This is a genomic window from Caenispirillum salinarum AK4 (genome assembly GCF_000315795.1).
In the GTDB taxonomy this organism is placed as follows: domain Bacteria; phylum Pseudomonadota; class Alphaproteobacteria; order Rhodospirillales; family Rhodospirillaceae; genus Caenispirillum; species Caenispirillum salinarum.
This window is the reverse complement of record NZ_ANHY01000007.1, coordinates 1-14,228: the sequence shown is the minus strand read 5'-3', so window position 1 is coordinate 14,228 and position 14,228 is coordinate 1. Positions and strand designations below refer to the sequence as shown.

Genomic DNA, 14,228 nt, shown 5'->3' with positions numbered 1-14,228 from the left:
AAGCGCGGCGTCGGGCCCCGGGCGGCGCTGTCTGTGACGGTGGCCGTTGCCGGTCGCGCGAGGGGCCGATAGAGTGTTGCCGACCCTGCCGTCCGCTCCTGTCGTGGGCGGCTGCACAACCCCGTACCGTGTCTGGACACTCTTCCATGGCCGAACCCTCATCCGCCGCCGAGGCCTCCGGTCGCTCCCTCGCCGCCATCGACCTTCTGCGCGCCATCCCTGCCGAGCGCCTGCGCGCGGTGGAGGCCCGTTGCCAATGGCGGGAGACGCGGCCCGGCGACGTGGTGTTTGAACTCGACGATCCGACCGCGGCGGTGTTCTTCATCGTGCGCGGCAAGCTGCGTATCGTCATCCGCCGGGACGGACCGGACGATGCCGATCGGGCGGCGCCCGCCGAGGGCGCCGACGCCGTCCCGGAAAGCTCCCTCAGTGAACTGGTGACACTGGCAGAGTTCACAAGCGGCGACACCTTCGGCGAACTGGCGGCGGTGGATGGCCGGCCCCGGTCGGCGCGGGCGGTGGCATTGGACAACGGCCTGCTCGCCATCCTGCCGCGCGAGGACTTCCTCGACCTCGTGGAGGCCCATCCGCCGCTCGCCATGGCGCTGCTGCGCCGGTTCGCCGGCTTCATCCGCTCGCTCAACCGGCGCGTTCACAGCCTGTCGACCCTGACCCCGCGCCAGCGCGTGTTCATGGAACTGGTGCGCCTGGCCGAGCCTCGCGCCGTCGGCGACGGCACCTGGGCGGTCGATCCCCTGCCGGCCCACGGCGACATCGCCGGATGGGTCGGGGCCGACCGCGAAACCGTGGCCGCCGCCGTCGGGCAGCTGGCCCGCGAAGGCCTGGTGGAGCGCCGGCACAAGACCCTCATCATCCGCGACCTTGCCCGCCTGCGCCTGCTGGCGCACCTTACCTGAACCTGACCGCCGACACGCGCATCCAGCCGGAGTTCCGACGCCTCCATGACCCGCCGCCGCACCGCTGTCCGCACGACGTTCCGATCCGCGACGCTCGGCCTTGCCCTCGGCCTGGCGCTGACCGGCTGCGCCGGAGAGGCGGGCCAGGGCGACCGGGTGGAGCGGTCGGCGCGCGACGGTGCGGCGGTGACGTCGGCGCTGCGCTCGATGGCCGAGCGGGCGGAGCAGGACGCCCAGTTCGAGAAGGCCGCCGCCCACTATGGCCGGCTGGCGGAGCGCCTGGACGACCCGCTGCCGGCCCGGCTCGACCAGGCGCGGCTGCTGCGGTATGCCGGCCAGCCGCAGGAGGCCATGCTGGTCCTGCAACGGCTGCTGGACGACCTGCCCGAGCGTGGTGCGGAGGTGCGGGCGGTGAAGCTGGAACTGGCCAAGGCGCAGCTTGCCGGCGGGCTGGTGCCCGATGCGGCGGCGCTGCTGGAGGACATGCGCGCCCAGGACCCGGGCGATGCCCCCATGCAGAAGCTTCTCGGCATCGCCTACGACCGCCTGAACCGTCCGCAGGACGCGCGCACGGCTTATCAGACGGCCCTCGCCCTGGCGCCCGACGACGTGGAGGCGGCCAACAACTACGCCCTGTCGCTGGCGATGACGGGCGACATCGACCAGGGCGTCGCACTTCTGGAAAAGCAGGCCAAGCGCCCGGGCGCGCCGCTCCAGGTGCGGCAGAACCTTGCACTGCTGTACGCCATGAAGGGCGACGTGCCGCGCGCCGAGCGCATGGTCCGCCAGCACCTGCCCGCCGACCTGGCCGAGCGCGCGGTGGCCGACCTGCGCCGGCTCGCAGGGGCGGAGGCGGCGACGCGGGAGGCGGAGTAGCGGGGAAGCGGCGTAGCCGAACCGGCCGGACGGCCGCCTCAGAACGTCTTGAACACCTGGATGATCGCCGGGCCGATGATGACCACCAGAAGCACCGGCAAAAAGAAGATGATCATCGGCACCGTCAACTGCGCCGGCAGGGCGGCGGCCTTGCGTTCGGCCCGGGACAGCCGTTCCTCGCGATTCTCCTGCGACAGCACCTTGAGCGCCTGGCTGACCGGCGTGCCGTACTTTTCCGCCTGCGCGAGAGAGGTCGCCAGTGCGCGCGCCGCCGGCACGCCGGTGCGTTCCGCCAGATTCATGTAGGCCTTTCGGCGGTCGCCCAGAAAGGCCTGTTCGGCGGCCGTGATGCTCAGTTCCTGGGCCAGCACGGGCGAGGTTTCGGCCAGTTCCTCGGTCACGCGGGCGAAGGCGGCGTCCACCGACAGCCCGGCCTCGGTGCAGATGACCAGCAGGTCCAGGGCATCGGGGAAATAGAGCGTGATTTCCGCCCGGCGCTTGTCGGCGGCGTTCTTCAGGAGAATCCAGGGCAGCAGCAGGCCCGCCGCCGTCAGGCCGCTGACGATGAGGATCTGCATCCCCGTCGACGGTGCTTCGCGCGCAAGGCCGATCAGCAGAAGCGCCACGCCGGCGAAGACAAAGGGCGCGACCACCTGCACGAACACGTAGACCACCGGCGCCTGCGGCTGCCGGTAACCGGCCGCCGACAGCCGCTGCTGCAGTGACCGGCTGGAGACCAGATGTCCCAGGCGCAGGCGGTCCAGCACCTTGCGCATGAGGGTGACGTGCTTTTTCGGCCCGCGCGCTTCGGCCTTGCGGCGCTCCAGCTGGCGCTGGGTTTCCTGGCGGAGTTGCTCGCGGCGCTGCTTGAGCGCCTTCAGGCGCCGGCTGCGCTCGTCGCGGCGGAGCAGGGGCAGCAGCAAAGCCAGCAGCGTGGCCGCCGCGCCGACGAACGTCAGCGCGGTGATCCAGGCCTGCATGTCGATGGTCTTGAGCAGCTCCACGGCGGTCTCCGGCCCGCTACATACGGAAATTGATCATTTTCGCCATGATGGCGATGCCCAGCAGCATCCATGCGATGCCGCCGCCGACGATGACGTTGCCCGCGAACTCGGTGAACAGCAGCATGATGTAGTCGGCGTTCACCAGGTAGACGATGCCCCCGACGATGAACGGCAGCGATCCGATGATGGCGGCCGAGGCCTTGGCTTCCGACGACATGGCCTTGACCTTGTCGCGCAGCTTCTTGCGGTCACGCAGCACGTTGGACAGGTTGGACAGCGTCTCGGCCAGATTGCCGCCCGTCTGCTGCTGGATCTGCAGGACGATGGCGAAGAAGCGGTATTCCGGCACGGGCAGGCGCTCGGTGGCGCGGTGCATGACCTCTTCCATGGACATGCCCAGGCGCATGCCGTCCACCAGGTGCTTGAACTCGCCCGACAGGGGCTCGGGGCTTTCGCGGGCGACGATGCCCATGCACTCGCCCACCGGCAGGCCCGAGCGCATGCCACGCACCAGCACGTCGATGGCGTTGGGGAACTCGCGCACGAAAGCCTTGCGCCGGCGCGCCGCCTTCCACCGCAGGATCAGCCGCGGCACGCCGAAGGCGCCCACGACGCCGGCGGCCAGGGCCAGCAGCACGTTGCCCAGCATCAGCATGACCGCCATGGTGATGGCGACGCCCGATCCCATCATGACGCCGGTATACTTGCGTACGTCCCAGTCCAGTCCGGCCTGCACAAGGTCGGCGCGCAACTGGTTGCGCCGTTGGGCCTTGCCGGTGTTCTTGCCCTCCAGCTCCTGAAGCTTTTCCTGGATACGCTTCTGCCGGGCCGCCTGCGACCCGCCGCGCGCCCCCGCCCGCATGAGGCGCGCGCCGCCGGCGGCAGCGCCGGGCGGGCCGTCCACCAGGCCGATGGCGCTCATGCGTCGGCGCAGGCGGCGGCGCGGCCCGTCGGCCACCAGCACCACCAGAAGCGCGGCCAGGGCGACGAGCATGAGGATCAGCGCCCCTACCAGCGACAGCACCATGCCCGACACCGCACCCTCGGCCTCCGCCGCCGGAACGGCGGCGTTGGCGGCGGCCGCTGCCGCCGGCGCGATGAGGCCCAGCGCGTCAGGCATTGGGAATCTCCAACGCTTCCGCCAGCCGCCCGGCCAGGCCGAAGTACCGCGCCTTGTCCCACACCGCCGGGCGGAGGCCCGTTCCGCGGTGCCGGCCGATGATCTTGCCGTCGGCGGTCTCGCCCTCGAAGTCGTAGACGAACAGATCCTGCAGCGTCACCACGTCGCCTTCCATGCCGACGACCTCTGTGATGTGGGTGATCTTGCGGCTGCCGTCGCGCATGCGCGAGGCCTGGACAATCACGTCCACGGCGGCTGCGATCTGCTCGCGCGTGGCCTTGGGCGGCAGGTTGTAGCCGCCCATCGCGATCATGTTTTCCAGGCGCGAGATGGCCTCGCGCGGGCTGTTGGCGTGGACCGTGCCCATGGAGCCGTCGTGGCCGGTGTTCATGGCCTGCAGCAGGTCGAAGGCCTCGGGCCCGCGCACCTCGCCGACGACGATGCGTTCGGGGCGCATGCGCAGGCAGTTCTTCACCAGGTCGCGCATGGTGATCTCGCCGGCCCCCTCCAGGTTGGGCGGGCGGGTTTCCAGGCGCACCACATGCGGGTTCTTGAGCTGAAGCTCGGCCGAATCCTCGCAGGTGACGACGCGCTCGGTGTGCTCGATGTAGTTGGTCAGGATGTTCAGGAGCGTCGTCTTGCCCGAGCCCGTGCCGCCGGAGACCAGGATGTTGCACCGGCTGGCGGCCATGACCTCCAGCACCACGGCACCGGCCGGAGAAATGGTGCCGAAGCCGATCAGCTCCTCAAGCGTCAGCTTGTCCTTGCGGAATTTTCGGATGGTCAGCGCCGGGCCGTCGATGGACAGCGGCGGGGCGATGACGTTGACGCGCGAGCCGTCGGCCAAGCGGGCGTCGCAGATGGGGCTCGCCTCGTCCACGCGGCGCCCGACCGCGGAAACGATACGCTGGCAGATGTTCATCAGCTGCGCGTTGTCGCGGAACTTGATGTCGGTCAGCTGGATGCGGCCGCCGACCTCGATGTAGACCTTGTCGGCGCCGTTGACCATGATGTCGGCGATGTCGTCGCGCGCCAGCAGCGGTTCCAGCGGACCCAGGCCGAGCACATCGTTGCAGATGTCGTCGACCACCTGCTTCTGCTCGGCCGCCGACAGACTGAAGCCGCGCATGGAGATGATCTCGGAGATGACGTCTGTCAGCTCCTCGCGCACGGCCTCGGGCGACAGGGCGGACAGCTGCGCCAGGTCCATGGCCGAGATCAGGGCGTTGAACACCTCCACCTTCACGTCGTGCAGGCGGTCCGCGGCCGCCGATGCGCCGGCGGTCGCGCTTTTCGGCTCGGCCTTGGCGGCGGGTGCGGGGCTCGGCGTCGGCTCACCGCGCGGCGCGGACCCGGCCGGAGCCGGCTTGGCGGCACCGCCGACGGGCTGATCCGGCGCGGTCTCCGCCGCTGCGGGCGCGGCCGGCCGGGCCGGCGCGGGCCGGGCGGGAGAAGGCGGCGGAACGGGACCTTGTCGGCGGCCGAACATGGGCGGGGGCTCGGGCTTTCGCGAAGGGTTGCGGACGTGGGGGCGGGACGGCGTCGGGGCAGGGCGCCCCGAACCGCCAGTCTAGCGTCCGTGAGTGAACAAAGTCTTGAGGCTGAGCCGGGGACGCCCCTTGCCGGTCCCCTTTCCGGCCGGCGGATCGACGGTGTCGGCAAGGGTGCCGATGGCGCGCGTCAGGGCATTGGTCCGGCCGGCCTGGCGCAGCGTCTGGCCCTGGTTCATGGCGGATGCGCAAAGCGCCGGCTCGAAGGGCAGAACGGCAGCGGGGGCGTGGCCCAGGGCTTCGGAATAGTCGCCGGCCGTCAGTTCGTTCTTGCGGCTGAGGCCGGCGCGGTTGAAGACGATGCGCGGGGCGCCGCCCGCGCGGGCCGGGCCGATGACGTCCACGATGGAGCGGGTGTTGCGCAGGTTGGCGAGGTCGGGGTAGGTCACCAGCACCGTCTCCCGCGCCTCGATCAGCGCGGTCTTGACCCAGGGCGTCCACAGGCGCGGCAGGTCGAGCACCACCACGTCCATCTTCCGCCGCAGCACCGACAGAAGCTTTTCCAGCGCGTCCTCCGACGGCGGCGCGGCCACCTCGGGCGAGGCGGGGGCGGCCAGCACCTGAACGCCGTCCCCGTGCTTTTCCAGCACGCGGTCCAGCAGCATGTCGTCGATACGGTTGGGGTCGCTCAGTGCGTCGGCCGCACCCTGGCGGGGCGTGAGGTTGAGCGCCAGGGCATCGACCCCGAACCACAGGTCCAGGTCCACCAGCACGACGCTCTCGTCGCCGCGGGCCGCGATGGCGTCGGCCATGTTCACCGCAACCGTGCTGGTGCCGACGCCGCCGGCGGTGCCGAAGACGGCGACGACCCGGCCGCCCCCGGCCTGGTCACCGTCGGTGGAGGCGATGCGCTGGACGGCGTCGACCAACTCGTCGGGCGTTACGCTGCCGTAAAGGTACTCGGACACGCCCATGGACAGCAGGCGGCGATAGAGCGCGATGTCGTTGTTGTCGCCCAGAAGGATGACCTTGGTGCCCGGCCGCACAACGTCGGCCAGCCTGTCCAGGCCCTGGACCAGGGCCTCGGCGTCGTCGGCGGTTTCCAGGATCAGGACGTCGGGGCTGTCGTGGCGCGACAGGTGGGCGTGCGCCTCGGCCATCCCGCCGGCCTCGGCGGTGAAGGTGGCCCGGTGCAGGCGCGGCAGGCCGGTCGCGTCGCGCACCGTGCGCGCGCGGTCCTCGGAGGTCACGAAGGCCAGGATGGAGATGCGAATGGGACGGGTCCTCCTGCAGGCGGCTGCGGGCCTATTCGGTGATGTCGCTGGCCGGGCGACCTTCCTCTGCCGGTGACGTGGTGGCCGTGGGTTCGCCGCGGCGGTAGCTCTCCACGATGTCCACCTGGCGGGGTGCCCGAGGCCGGCCCATGGGATCGGCCTGCTGCAGGTCGCCCGGATCGGCGAGCATCAGGCCGATGTTGCGCTGGTAGGCGCAGCCGAAGTTCAGCGGTTTCATGCGGTTGGGATTGTAGGTGTCGCCGTCCGACCAGTTGCCGCACTCGGGCACGGCGGCGACGGCCGCGGGAAAGGACGCCTGCACCACCGCTTCGGGCCTGTAGCCGGTGACGATGTCGGCCTTGATGGCCTGGTCCGCCAGCCATCGCTTGAGGCGGCGCGCGGTGCGCTCGCCCTCGGGTGTCGGCGGGGCGGTGAGCAGCATGGCTCCGCGACCGCGCCGCCGGTACTCGGTTACGAAGTCGGCCGGCAGTTCCGCCCGCGCACCCACGGGGACGGAGGCCTGGAAGGTGCGGATCTCCACCTCTATGCCATAGCGGTCCGCCACGGGCGGGGAGGGCGGCGTCTCGCAGGCCGCCAGGCCCAGGGCCAGGACGGCAGCCGCGACGGCGCCGGCCAGCTGCGGACGGCGGGACGCGGCGGTGCGGTGGTGGGCGGTCATGGCCGGGGCGTCTCCTTGACCGGAAGCGGGCGTGGCGGTCATCGCATCATGTATCCGCTGGGACCGGCGATCACATAGGGCTCGCCGGCCGGTTCGCCGTCCTTGGGGCCATAGGTGGACCGCAGGCGGCCGTAGAGGTAGATGTCCAGGTCGTTGGCCGGCACGAAGCCGTCGGTGGGATAGGCCATGCGCGGGCCGAACTCGATGGGGCGCACCAGGAAGGCCTTCACGGCCACCACCAGTTCGGTGCGGTTGGTCTGGAACTGGTTGCTGCGGAACAGGGCGCCCAGGATGGGCATGTCCATGAGGCCCGGAATGCCCTCCACGCGGTTGAACTCGTCGTTCTGGATGAGGCCCGCGATCATAAGGCTGCCGCCCGAGGGCAGCATGACCGTGCTGTCCGCCCGCCGCACCGACAGGCCGCGGATGCGCACGCCCGCCAGGTCGATGGCGTTCTCCTCGGTGATGTTGCTGACCTCGGTGGCGATGCGCAGGTTGATCTGGTCGTTGGCCAGCACCACCGGCGTGAAGCTCAACGACACGCCGAACTCGCGCAGCTCGACGGTGACCTCCACGTTGCCCTCGTCGTCACGGTCGGCGCCGGTGGGCAGGGGAAACTCGCCGCCCACCAGGAAGTTGGCGGTCTCGCCGGAAATGGCCGTCAGCGCGGGCTCGGCCAGGATCTTGGCCAGGCCCTCACGCTCCAGCGCGGAGAAGGCGATGCTGTCGATGCCGGCGTCCACGGCCAGTTGGCCGAACACACCGCCGGTGACGTCGCGGGCGAAGCTGGTGACGGTCTGGAGCGTCTGGTTGCCCACGTCCACCGAGGTCTCGACGCCCAGGCTCTTGAGCGTCGTGCGGCTGATCTCGGCGACCGTCACCTGCAGCAGCACCTGCTGGTCGCCGGCGATGCGCAGGGCGTTGATGACGCTGGTGTCGGCGCCCATGAAGGCCTGCACCACGGCCTCGGCGTCGGCGGCATCGGCGGCGGACTGCACGACGCCCGACATCAGGATGCTTTCGTTGACCGTCTTGATGTCGATGGCGCTGGCGGGCTGAAGGTCGCGGAGGGCCTCGCGCACGGCGGCCACGTCGGGCGCCACCAGGACGCGGGCGTTGAGGATCACCTCGCCGGTGTCGTCCACGAAGAACATGTTCGTGGTGCCTGGTTCGCGGCCCAGGACGAAAACCTTGGTGGGCTGCTGCACCACCACGTCGGCGGTTTCCGGGTCGGCGACCACCACGTCGCTGATGGGGCGCGGCAGTTCCAGCGCCACCGACTGGCCGACCTTCACGGCGTAGGTCCGGGCCGTGTCGACGGGCGTAGCCGGCGCGTCGGGCCGGCGGGTGACGGGAACGGGCGTGGCGGCGGGGTCGGCCGCCGCCCCGGCCGGAGCCGGCGCGGCAGGCGTCGCCTCATCCTCCTGCCCGGCGGCCGGCGTCGCGGCCAGAAAGACCATGGCGGTGAAAACGGCACCCAGGTGCCGCATGCGGTGGGTCATTCCGTCGGTCCTTCCCCTCGTCCGTACCCGGACCAGCCTCTTTGTCTTGATGGGCCTTACGGTATCACGTCAGAGTCGGGCGATTAAGCGTTGAATTCCTTATCCGCCGCCGATGATCCGCGTAGGGGTGCCGCCAAACGCCCCGCCGCGCATGGCCGAGAACCCGCGGTTGAGGCGGTCGGCATTGACGGCGGGGGCCGGGCTGCCGCGATAGACCTCGTCGAACCCCTGATCCCCGGCGTCAGCGGCGTCCTCGTCGTCGCGACCACGCACCACCTCCGCTGGCTCCCGGCCTCGGTGGATGGTGACCCGCCAGGGCTCCGGCTCGGGCGCCGGTCCGGTCTCGGCGGCGGGCGCTGCCGGGGCGGCAGGCTGTGCGGACGGAAGCGGATTGCCGTTGCGGTCGAAGCCGGCGACGGCCGCAAGGCTCGGGCTGACCTCCACGTCGCCCACCCAGGTGCCGGCCGCCTGGCGACCCACAGCCAGCGCCACGCCGCTGGCCTGCACGATGTCCCCGGCCTCGTCCATGGCGGGGCCGGCATCGCCTGCCACCATCATGGCGGGTTCCTCAAGGCTGCGCAGCGTCAGGCTGATGGCGCCCATGTGACGGGCGACGGCCAGCGCCTCGGCCTGGTCGGGGGTGACTTCGAGCGTCGCGGTCTCGACGACGTCGGCCGCCTCCTCGCCGGCGGCCATGGACTGGTCGACGGCCAGCACGCGCACGTTCTCCACCACCGTTTCGGCGGCGTAGCGCACCAGGGCGACGTCGCGCGCCTGGGCGGCGACGGCTTCGCCCACATGACGGCGCACGTCCTGCGACAGGATCACGTCGACGCGGTCGCCCGGCAGGATGAAGCCGGCGGCGGCGCTGTCGGCGGCCACCGGTACGGCGACGGCGCGGAAGCCCTTTTCCAGCGTGCCGGCAAGAAACCCGGCGTCGCCGCGGGTGAACACCAGTTCGTCGGTCAGCGGCTGACCGGCGGCGATGGGGCGGCGCGCAACCTTGCCGGCGAAGCGGGGCAGGGCGTTGGCCTTCACGGCCTCGGGCTGGGCGGCGTTGGCCGGCACCAGCGCGTATTCCGGGCGCAGGGCGTCGGCCGGCCACGGCTGCCAGCGCACGGCCTTGTCCGTCAGCGTCGCACCGGGGGCGATGTCGGAGGCGGCGACGGCGACCATGGGCGGCGTCGGCACCTCGGCCTCCAGCGGGGTGGCGGGCTTGTCGCGCACTTCGTCGATGAGGCGGTTGGTGAAGAAGCTGACGCCGCCGGCGGCGGCCAGCGCGACGATCACCAGGACGATCATGAGCCCACGCATGGCGGCCTCCTCACTTGCAGCATTACGCGCCCGCCACCGAAGCGGGCACGAAGAACAGGGTCAGGGTGCCGGCGGCGATGGCGATGCCGTAGGGCACCCGCGTCTCGCCGCTCAGCAGCGGTTCCAAAAGCGGCGGCACGCTGTCCGTCCGGCGGGCGGCGGCTCGCGCCATCAGCAGAGCCAGGCACAGGAAGCCGCCGTAGAGCGCGGTGAACAGAAGCAGCAGGCCGACCCACTGCGGACCGGCCCACAGCGCCACGGCGGCGAGCATCTTGGCGTCACCGCCGCCGAAGGCTCCGGCCGCGAACAAAAGGACGCCGCCAATCAGCACGGCGCCGCCGGTCAGCACGTGGGCCGTCAGGCGCTCCAGCGCCAGTTCGCCGGTGGGCGCGCCGGTCAGGAGCCAGACGGCGAAGGCGCCGATGATGACCAGCGAGACGGTGTTGGAGATCTCGAAGGTCAGGGCGTCGACCACCGCCGCATAGGTGACCACCCCGCACAGCACCAGCACGCTGAGCGTGCGCAGCAGGTCGGCGATGGTGTTCATGTCGGACAGACCGTAGGACAACATGGCGGACCTGCTCCCTGCCGAAAGGGGATCGGGCGGAAACGAGGAAAGCCGGCCGCCGGTGGATCGGCGGCCGGCTCCCTGTGGGATCGCGCGGGCCTGTGGGGGTTCCGTGGGGGGAGCGGCCCGCGCGGCCGTGGTGGGTGGCGTCAGGCGCCGGTGCCGACGCCGGTCAGGCTGTTCTGGATGGTGGTGAACAGAGCCTGGATCTCGGTACCCGCCAGGGTCACGCCGCCGATGATGACGACGGAGATCAGGCCGGCGATCAGGCCGTATTCGATGGCGGTGGCGCCGGATTCGTCCTTACGGAAACGAGCGATGATGGTGCGCATGATCTTATCCTCCGCGTTAAGTCCATGGCCGCGATCGCGGCGCGTCTGAAACCTGTATCCGCGAGGGAGGCGGTGGTCCGGTGGGAGAGGCGGTTGCCGCGGTGTCGCGGCGGGGCTGGTCCGTCAAGGAGGGGCCCCTTATGCCTCTGGCCGATCGGCCTATGTCCCCCTCTGTCTTTTGGAGTATAGCCAGATGATGTGAAAAACGTTTGTGAAAGAGGTGACGCACTTGTGGGAAAAATGTTAGGAAATGTAAATTCAGGTAAGGGTGGGTTAGCCGCTGCACGCGCGGTGGTGGAAACGGACGGGGCGCATGGCGCAGGAACCGCGAAAACAGGGCGACCGGCGGTGCATCATCATCGTGGATGGTGACGATGCAGCGCGCGAGCATGCGGTGTCCGCCCTGCGGGACAGCGGCATGGAGGCCCTGGGCGCCGTCGATGCGGCGTCTGTGCGGGGGCTGATGGACGTGCGGCCCTGCGACCTGGTGGTGACCGAGCTTGACCTGCCCGACGGCAACGGCCTCATGCTCATCCGCGACCTGCGGGCGGCCTCGGCCATCGGGCTCATCGCGCTGACGGCGCGGACCGAGGTGGTGGACCGCATCGTGGCGCTGGAGATGGGCGCCGACGACTACGTCACCAAACCGTTCGAGCCGCGAGAGCTGGCCGTGCGCTGCCGCAATCTCATGTGGCGGGTGTCCACAGCCGGCACCGCTGCCGTGCTCAGGGGGGCGGATCGGGTGCGCTTCGCCGATTGGGTGTTCGACCACGGCAAGCGGCTGCTGATCGGCACCGATGAGCAGCCGGTGATGCTGACCCGGCAGGAGGCGGCGGTGCTCAAGGCGCTGGTGGACAATCCCGGCCGCGTGATGAGCCGCGACGCGCTGATGGACGCCGTCGGCCGCGGCTGGAACCCGACGGACCGGACCGTCGACGTGCTGATCGGGCGCCTGCGCAAGAAGATCGAGCCCAACCCCGCCCACCCGGAACTGATCGTCACCGTCTACGGCGAAGGATACATGTTCGGCGAGTTGCCGTACTGACCGCCGCCGGCGTTCCTCTCCGGACGGTCCCTTGGGAGAATCGGCCATGCGCCTGTTCGAGTGCGACACCTGCGGCAGCCTGCTTTATTTCGAAAACACGCGCTGCGAAACCTGCGGCGCGGCCCTGGCCTTCGATCCGCACGTCCTGCGCCTGCGATCGCCCGACGGCGGCGACGCCCTGTGCGCCAATGCCGCGCACGGCGCCTGCAACTGGCTGGCGGAGCCGGGGCAGGCGTTCTGCCGGGCCTGCCGGCTCAACCGCACCATCCCCGACCTGACGGCAGACGCCCACGTCGTCCTGTGGCGCCGGCTGGAGACCGCGAAGCACCGGGCGGTCTACAGCCTCATGCGGCTGGGCCTGCCGCTGACGCCCAAGACGGAGTCGCCGGAAGCCGGCCTTGCCTTCGACTTCCTGGCCGACCCCGACCCCGAGTTCCGCGAGGTGATGACCGGCCACGCGGGCGGCGTCGTCACCATCAACATAGCCGAGGCCGACCCGGTGGAGCGGGAACGCCAGCGCGACACCATGGCCGAGCCCTTCCGCACCCTGCTCGGCCATTTCCGGCACGAGGTGGGGCACTGGGTGTGGGACCTGCGCGTGAAGGACGGGCCGGCACTGGCAGAGTTCCGCACCCTGTTCGGGGACGAGACGGCGGACTACGCGCAGGCGCTCCAGGCCCATTACGACGCGCCCGATGACGGCGCCTGGCGCGGGGGCTTCATCAGCCGCTATGCCGCCTCCCACCCCTGGGAGGACTGGGCGGAGTGCTTCGCGCATTATCTTCACATGGTCGATGCGCTGGAAACCGCCTATGCCTTCGGCCTGCGCAGCCGTCCCCGCGCCGGCGGCGACGGCGCACGGCTGGCGGCCGATTTCGACCCCTACGCCGAGCAAGAGCTGGACCGCATTCTGGAGGCCTGGGTGCCCCTGACGGTGGCGGTTAACAGCTTGAACCGCAGCATGGGCCAGGCGGACCTTTATCCCTTCGTACTGTCGGATGCCGTGGTGGCGAAGCTGGGCTTCGTGCACCGGATCGTGCGGGCGGAGTCTTTATAGATAGTAAGGGGCGCGCTAGGGGCGTGGAACGCCCGGCAGCCCCCGCAGCGGCCGGTGAAGCGCGGCGACGTGTTCGGGCGGCGGCTGGTGGCCGTTACGCAAACGGCTGTCGGTGGCAAATCCCGCCAGCGTGCGCCCCGTGCGCCACGTCCGCCCCATGGCCGGCAACGTGGTGGGGCGCTGCCACCATGTCTCTGGCGCGGCGTCGGCGATGCGCTCGCCCAGGGCCTCGTGCTGGCGGATGGCGACCAGCACGGCGGCGCGGGAGCGGGCGGGCAGGGCGGACAGCCCCGACTCCGCGCTGCGGAAGTGGACGGCGGCGCGCTTCAACAGCTTCTGCGCGACTCCGTGCGCAGCCGCGACGGCGGCCGGCGCGCCCTCGGCCAGACGTGCCGGCGTGACGGAGCGGGGCAGAAGGGCAGCGGGCAGGTAGACGCGGCCGCATTCAGCATCGTGGCGTGTGTCGCGGGCGATATCCACCAGCCGCACGGCGATGCCCAGGTCGATGGCGAACGGCAGCACGTCCTCGGCCTCGGCCGCTGCGCCCAGCACGGGCGCGAGCATCACCGCCACCGTTCCGCCCGAGCCGTGGCAGTAGCGGATCAGGCCGTTCCACGTCTCGATCACGGGGTCTTCCGTGTCGCGCAGCAGCGTCGTGACGAACAGCTCCGCCATGTCCAGCCGCAGTCCGCACCGCCCGTGCAGGTCGAGGAAGGGCGCGGCCAGATCGTCGGAGGCTTCCCCGGCGCGGAGGGCGGCGCGCAGGCGGCGCAGGCGAATGCGGGCGCCATGACGGCCGGTGCGCTGGGCGGCCAGGGCGCCGGCGGCGAGGCAGGCATCACCCAGCGCCACGGCATCCCGCCGCCGCTCGCCCGCCAGCAGCCGCGCCGCTCCTTTCAGGAGCGTGATGCTGGTGCCGGCCTGGCTGGCCGGTGCGGCGGGTGCGGTCATGGCGGACGGGTCCTCGGCCTCGGGGAGCGGTCGGGGCGGGCGGGCCACTCAAGATGGGGGCCGCCCCCCGCGCCGCCACCCCCCGGCCGGGGTCAGGCG

At 71.0% G+C, this 14,228-nt stretch carries 14 protein-coding genes; 4 read left to right on the top strand and 10 right to left on the bottom strand.

The window, feature by feature from the left end; genetic code table 11:
- The first annotated feature begins 146 nt into the window (after nt 1–146).
- Nucleotides 147–917 carry a Crp/Fnr family transcriptional regulator gene (locus C882_RS08365; protein ID WP_009540143.1) on the top strand — a complete coding sequence of 257 codons (771 nt, stop codon included), beginning with the start codon at nt 147–149 and terminating at the stop codon, nt 915–917.
- 45 nt (nt 918–962) lie between these two features.
- Nucleotides 963–1,793 (top strand): tetratricopeptide repeat protein, encoded by an 831-nt coding sequence (locus C882_RS23085; RefSeq protein ID WP_009540142.1) that lies wholly within the window; start codon nt 963–965, stop codon nt 1,791–1,793.
- Nucleotides 1,794–1,831: 38 nt separating this feature from the next.
- Here C882_RS23085 and C882_RS08355 read toward each other — a convergent pair whose 3' ends face one another.
- From C882_RS08355 to C882_RS08315, 9 genes are all read right to left on the bottom strand, one after another.
- Complete coding sequence (locus C882_RS08355) at nt 1,832–2,797, bottom strand: type II secretion system F family protein (RefSeq protein ID WP_009540141.1); 966 nt, start codon at nt 2,795–2,797, stop codon at nt 1,832–1,834.
- A 16-nt stretch (nt 2,798–2,813) separates the two neighbouring features.
- On the bottom strand, nt 2,814–3,917 hold the full coding sequence (locus C882_RS08350; RefSeq protein WP_009540140.1) for a type II secretion system F family protein: 1,104 nt from the start codon (nt 3,915–3,917) through the stop codon (nt 2,814–2,816).
- Entirely contained in the window at nt 3,910–5,406 is a 1,497-nt protein-coding gene (locus tag C882_RS08345; protein ID WP_009540139.1) for a CpaF family protein, read from the bottom strand. Before C882_RS08345 ends, C882_RS08350 begins: the two co-directional genes overlap by 8 nt.
- An 81-nt stretch (nt 5,407–5,487) precedes the next feature.
- Nucleotides 5,488–6,630 (bottom strand): AAA family ATPase, encoded by a 1,143-nt coding sequence (locus C882_RS08340; protein ID WP_152415261.1) that lies wholly within the window; start codon nt 6,628–6,630, stop codon nt 5,488–5,490.
- An 82-nt stretch (nt 6,631–6,712) separates the two neighbouring features.
- Nucleotides 6,713–7,360: a CpaD family pilus assembly lipoprotein gene (locus C882_RS08335; protein WP_009540137.1), complete on the bottom strand. Its 648-nt coding sequence runs from the start codon at nt 7,358–7,360 to the stop codon at nt 6,713–6,715.
- Between the two features lie 38 nt (nt 7,361–7,398).
- Nucleotides 7,399–8,862, bottom strand: a complete 1,464-nt coding sequence (locus C882_RS08330; RefSeq protein ID WP_009540136.1) for a type II and III secretion system protein family protein — start codon at nt 8,860–8,862, stop codon at nt 7,399–7,401.
- A 99-nt stretch (nt 8,863–8,961) separates the two neighbouring features.
- The gene (cpaB, locus tag C882_RS23080) at nt 8,962–10,176 is read right to left on the bottom strand and encodes a Flp pilus assembly protein CpaB (protein WP_009540135.1); all 1,215 of its coding nucleotides are present in this window, start codon (nt 10,174–10,176) and stop codon (nt 8,962–8,964) included.
- A gap of 22 nt (nt 10,177–10,198) precedes the next feature.
- Nucleotides 10,199–10,747, bottom strand: coding sequence for a prepilin peptidase (locus C882_RS08320; protein ID WP_009540134.1), 549 nt, complete (start codon nt 10,745–10,747; stop codon nt 10,199–10,201).
- A gap of 146 nt (nt 10,748–10,893) precedes the next feature.
- Nucleotides 10,894–11,076 carry a Flp family type IVb pilin gene (locus C882_RS08315; protein ID WP_009540133.1) on the bottom strand — a complete coding sequence of 61 codons (183 nt, stop codon included), beginning with the start codon at nt 11,074–11,076 and terminating at the stop codon, nt 10,894–10,896.
- A gap of 313 nt (nt 11,077–11,389) precedes the next feature.
- Between C882_RS08315 and C882_RS08310 the strand changes: the two genes are divergently transcribed.
- Entirely contained in the window at nt 11,390–12,121 is a 732-nt protein-coding gene (locus C882_RS08310; protein WP_009540132.1) for a winged helix-turn-helix domain-containing protein, read from the top strand.
- A 46-nt stretch (nt 12,122–12,167) separates the two neighbouring features.
- Nucleotides 12,168–13,178, top strand: coding sequence for a zinc-binding metallopeptidase family protein (locus C882_RS08305; protein ID WP_009540131.1), 1,011 nt, complete (start codon nt 12,168–12,170; stop codon nt 13,176–13,178).
- A 15-nt stretch (nt 13,179–13,193) separates the two neighbouring features.
- Here C882_RS08305 and C882_RS23075 read toward each other — a convergent pair whose 3' ends face one another.
- Nucleotides 13,194–14,129: a phytoene/squalene synthase family protein gene (locus C882_RS23075; RefSeq protein ID WP_009540130.1), complete on the bottom strand. Its 936-nt coding sequence runs from the start codon at nt 14,127–14,129 to the stop codon at nt 13,194–13,196.
- Between the last annotated feature and the right edge of the window lie 99 nt (nt 14,130–14,228).

Excerpts from the sequence above, each read along its gene's own strand:
- C882_RS08345 (WP_009540139.1), bottom strand. The coding sequence starts at position 5,406 with ATGTTCGGCCGCCGACAAGGTCCCGTTCCGCCGCCTTCTCCCGCCCGG.
- cpaB (WP_009540135.1), bottom strand. The coding sequence starts at position 10,176 with ATGCGTGGGCTCATGATCGTCCTGGTGATCGTCGCGCTGGCCGCCGCC.
- C882_RS08350 (WP_009540140.1), bottom strand. The coding sequence starts at position 3,917 with ATGCCTGACGCGCTGGGCCTCATCGCGCCGGCGGCAGCGGCCGCCGCC.
- C882_RS08315 (WP_009540133.1), bottom strand. The coding sequence starts at position 11,076 with ATGCGCACCATCATCGCTCGTTTCCGTAAGGACGAATCCGGCGCCACC.
- C882_RS08365 (WP_009540143.1), top strand. The coding sequence starts at position 147 with ATGGCCGAACCCTCATCCGCCGCCGAGGCCTCCGGTCGCTCCCTCGCC.
- C882_RS23085 (WP_009540142.1), top strand. The coding sequence starts at position 963 with ATGACCCGCCGCCGCACCGCTGTCCGCACGACGTTCCGATCCGCGACG.
- C882_RS23075 (WP_009540130.1), bottom strand. The coding sequence starts at position 14,129 with ATGACCGCACCCGCCGCACCGGCCAGCCAGGCCGGCACCAGCATCACG.
- C882_RS08330 (WP_009540136.1), bottom strand. The coding sequence starts at position 8,862 with ATGACCCACCGCATGCGGCACCTGGGTGCCGTTTTCACCGCCATGGTC.
- C882_RS08320 (WP_009540134.1), bottom strand. The coding sequence starts at position 10,747 with ATGTTGTCCTACGGTCTGTCCGACATGAACACCATCGCCGACCTGCTG.
- C882_RS08310 (WP_009540132.1), top strand. The coding sequence starts at position 11,390 with ATGGCGCAGGAACCGCGAAAACAGGGCGACCGGCGGTGCATCATCATC.
- C882_RS08335 (WP_009540137.1), bottom strand. The coding sequence starts at position 7,360 with ATGACCGCCCACCACCGCACCGCCGCGTCCCGCCGTCCGCAGCTGGCC.
- C882_RS08305 (WP_009540131.1), top strand. The coding sequence starts at position 12,168 with ATGCGCCTGTTCGAGTGCGACACCTGCGGCAGCCTGCTTTATTTCGAA.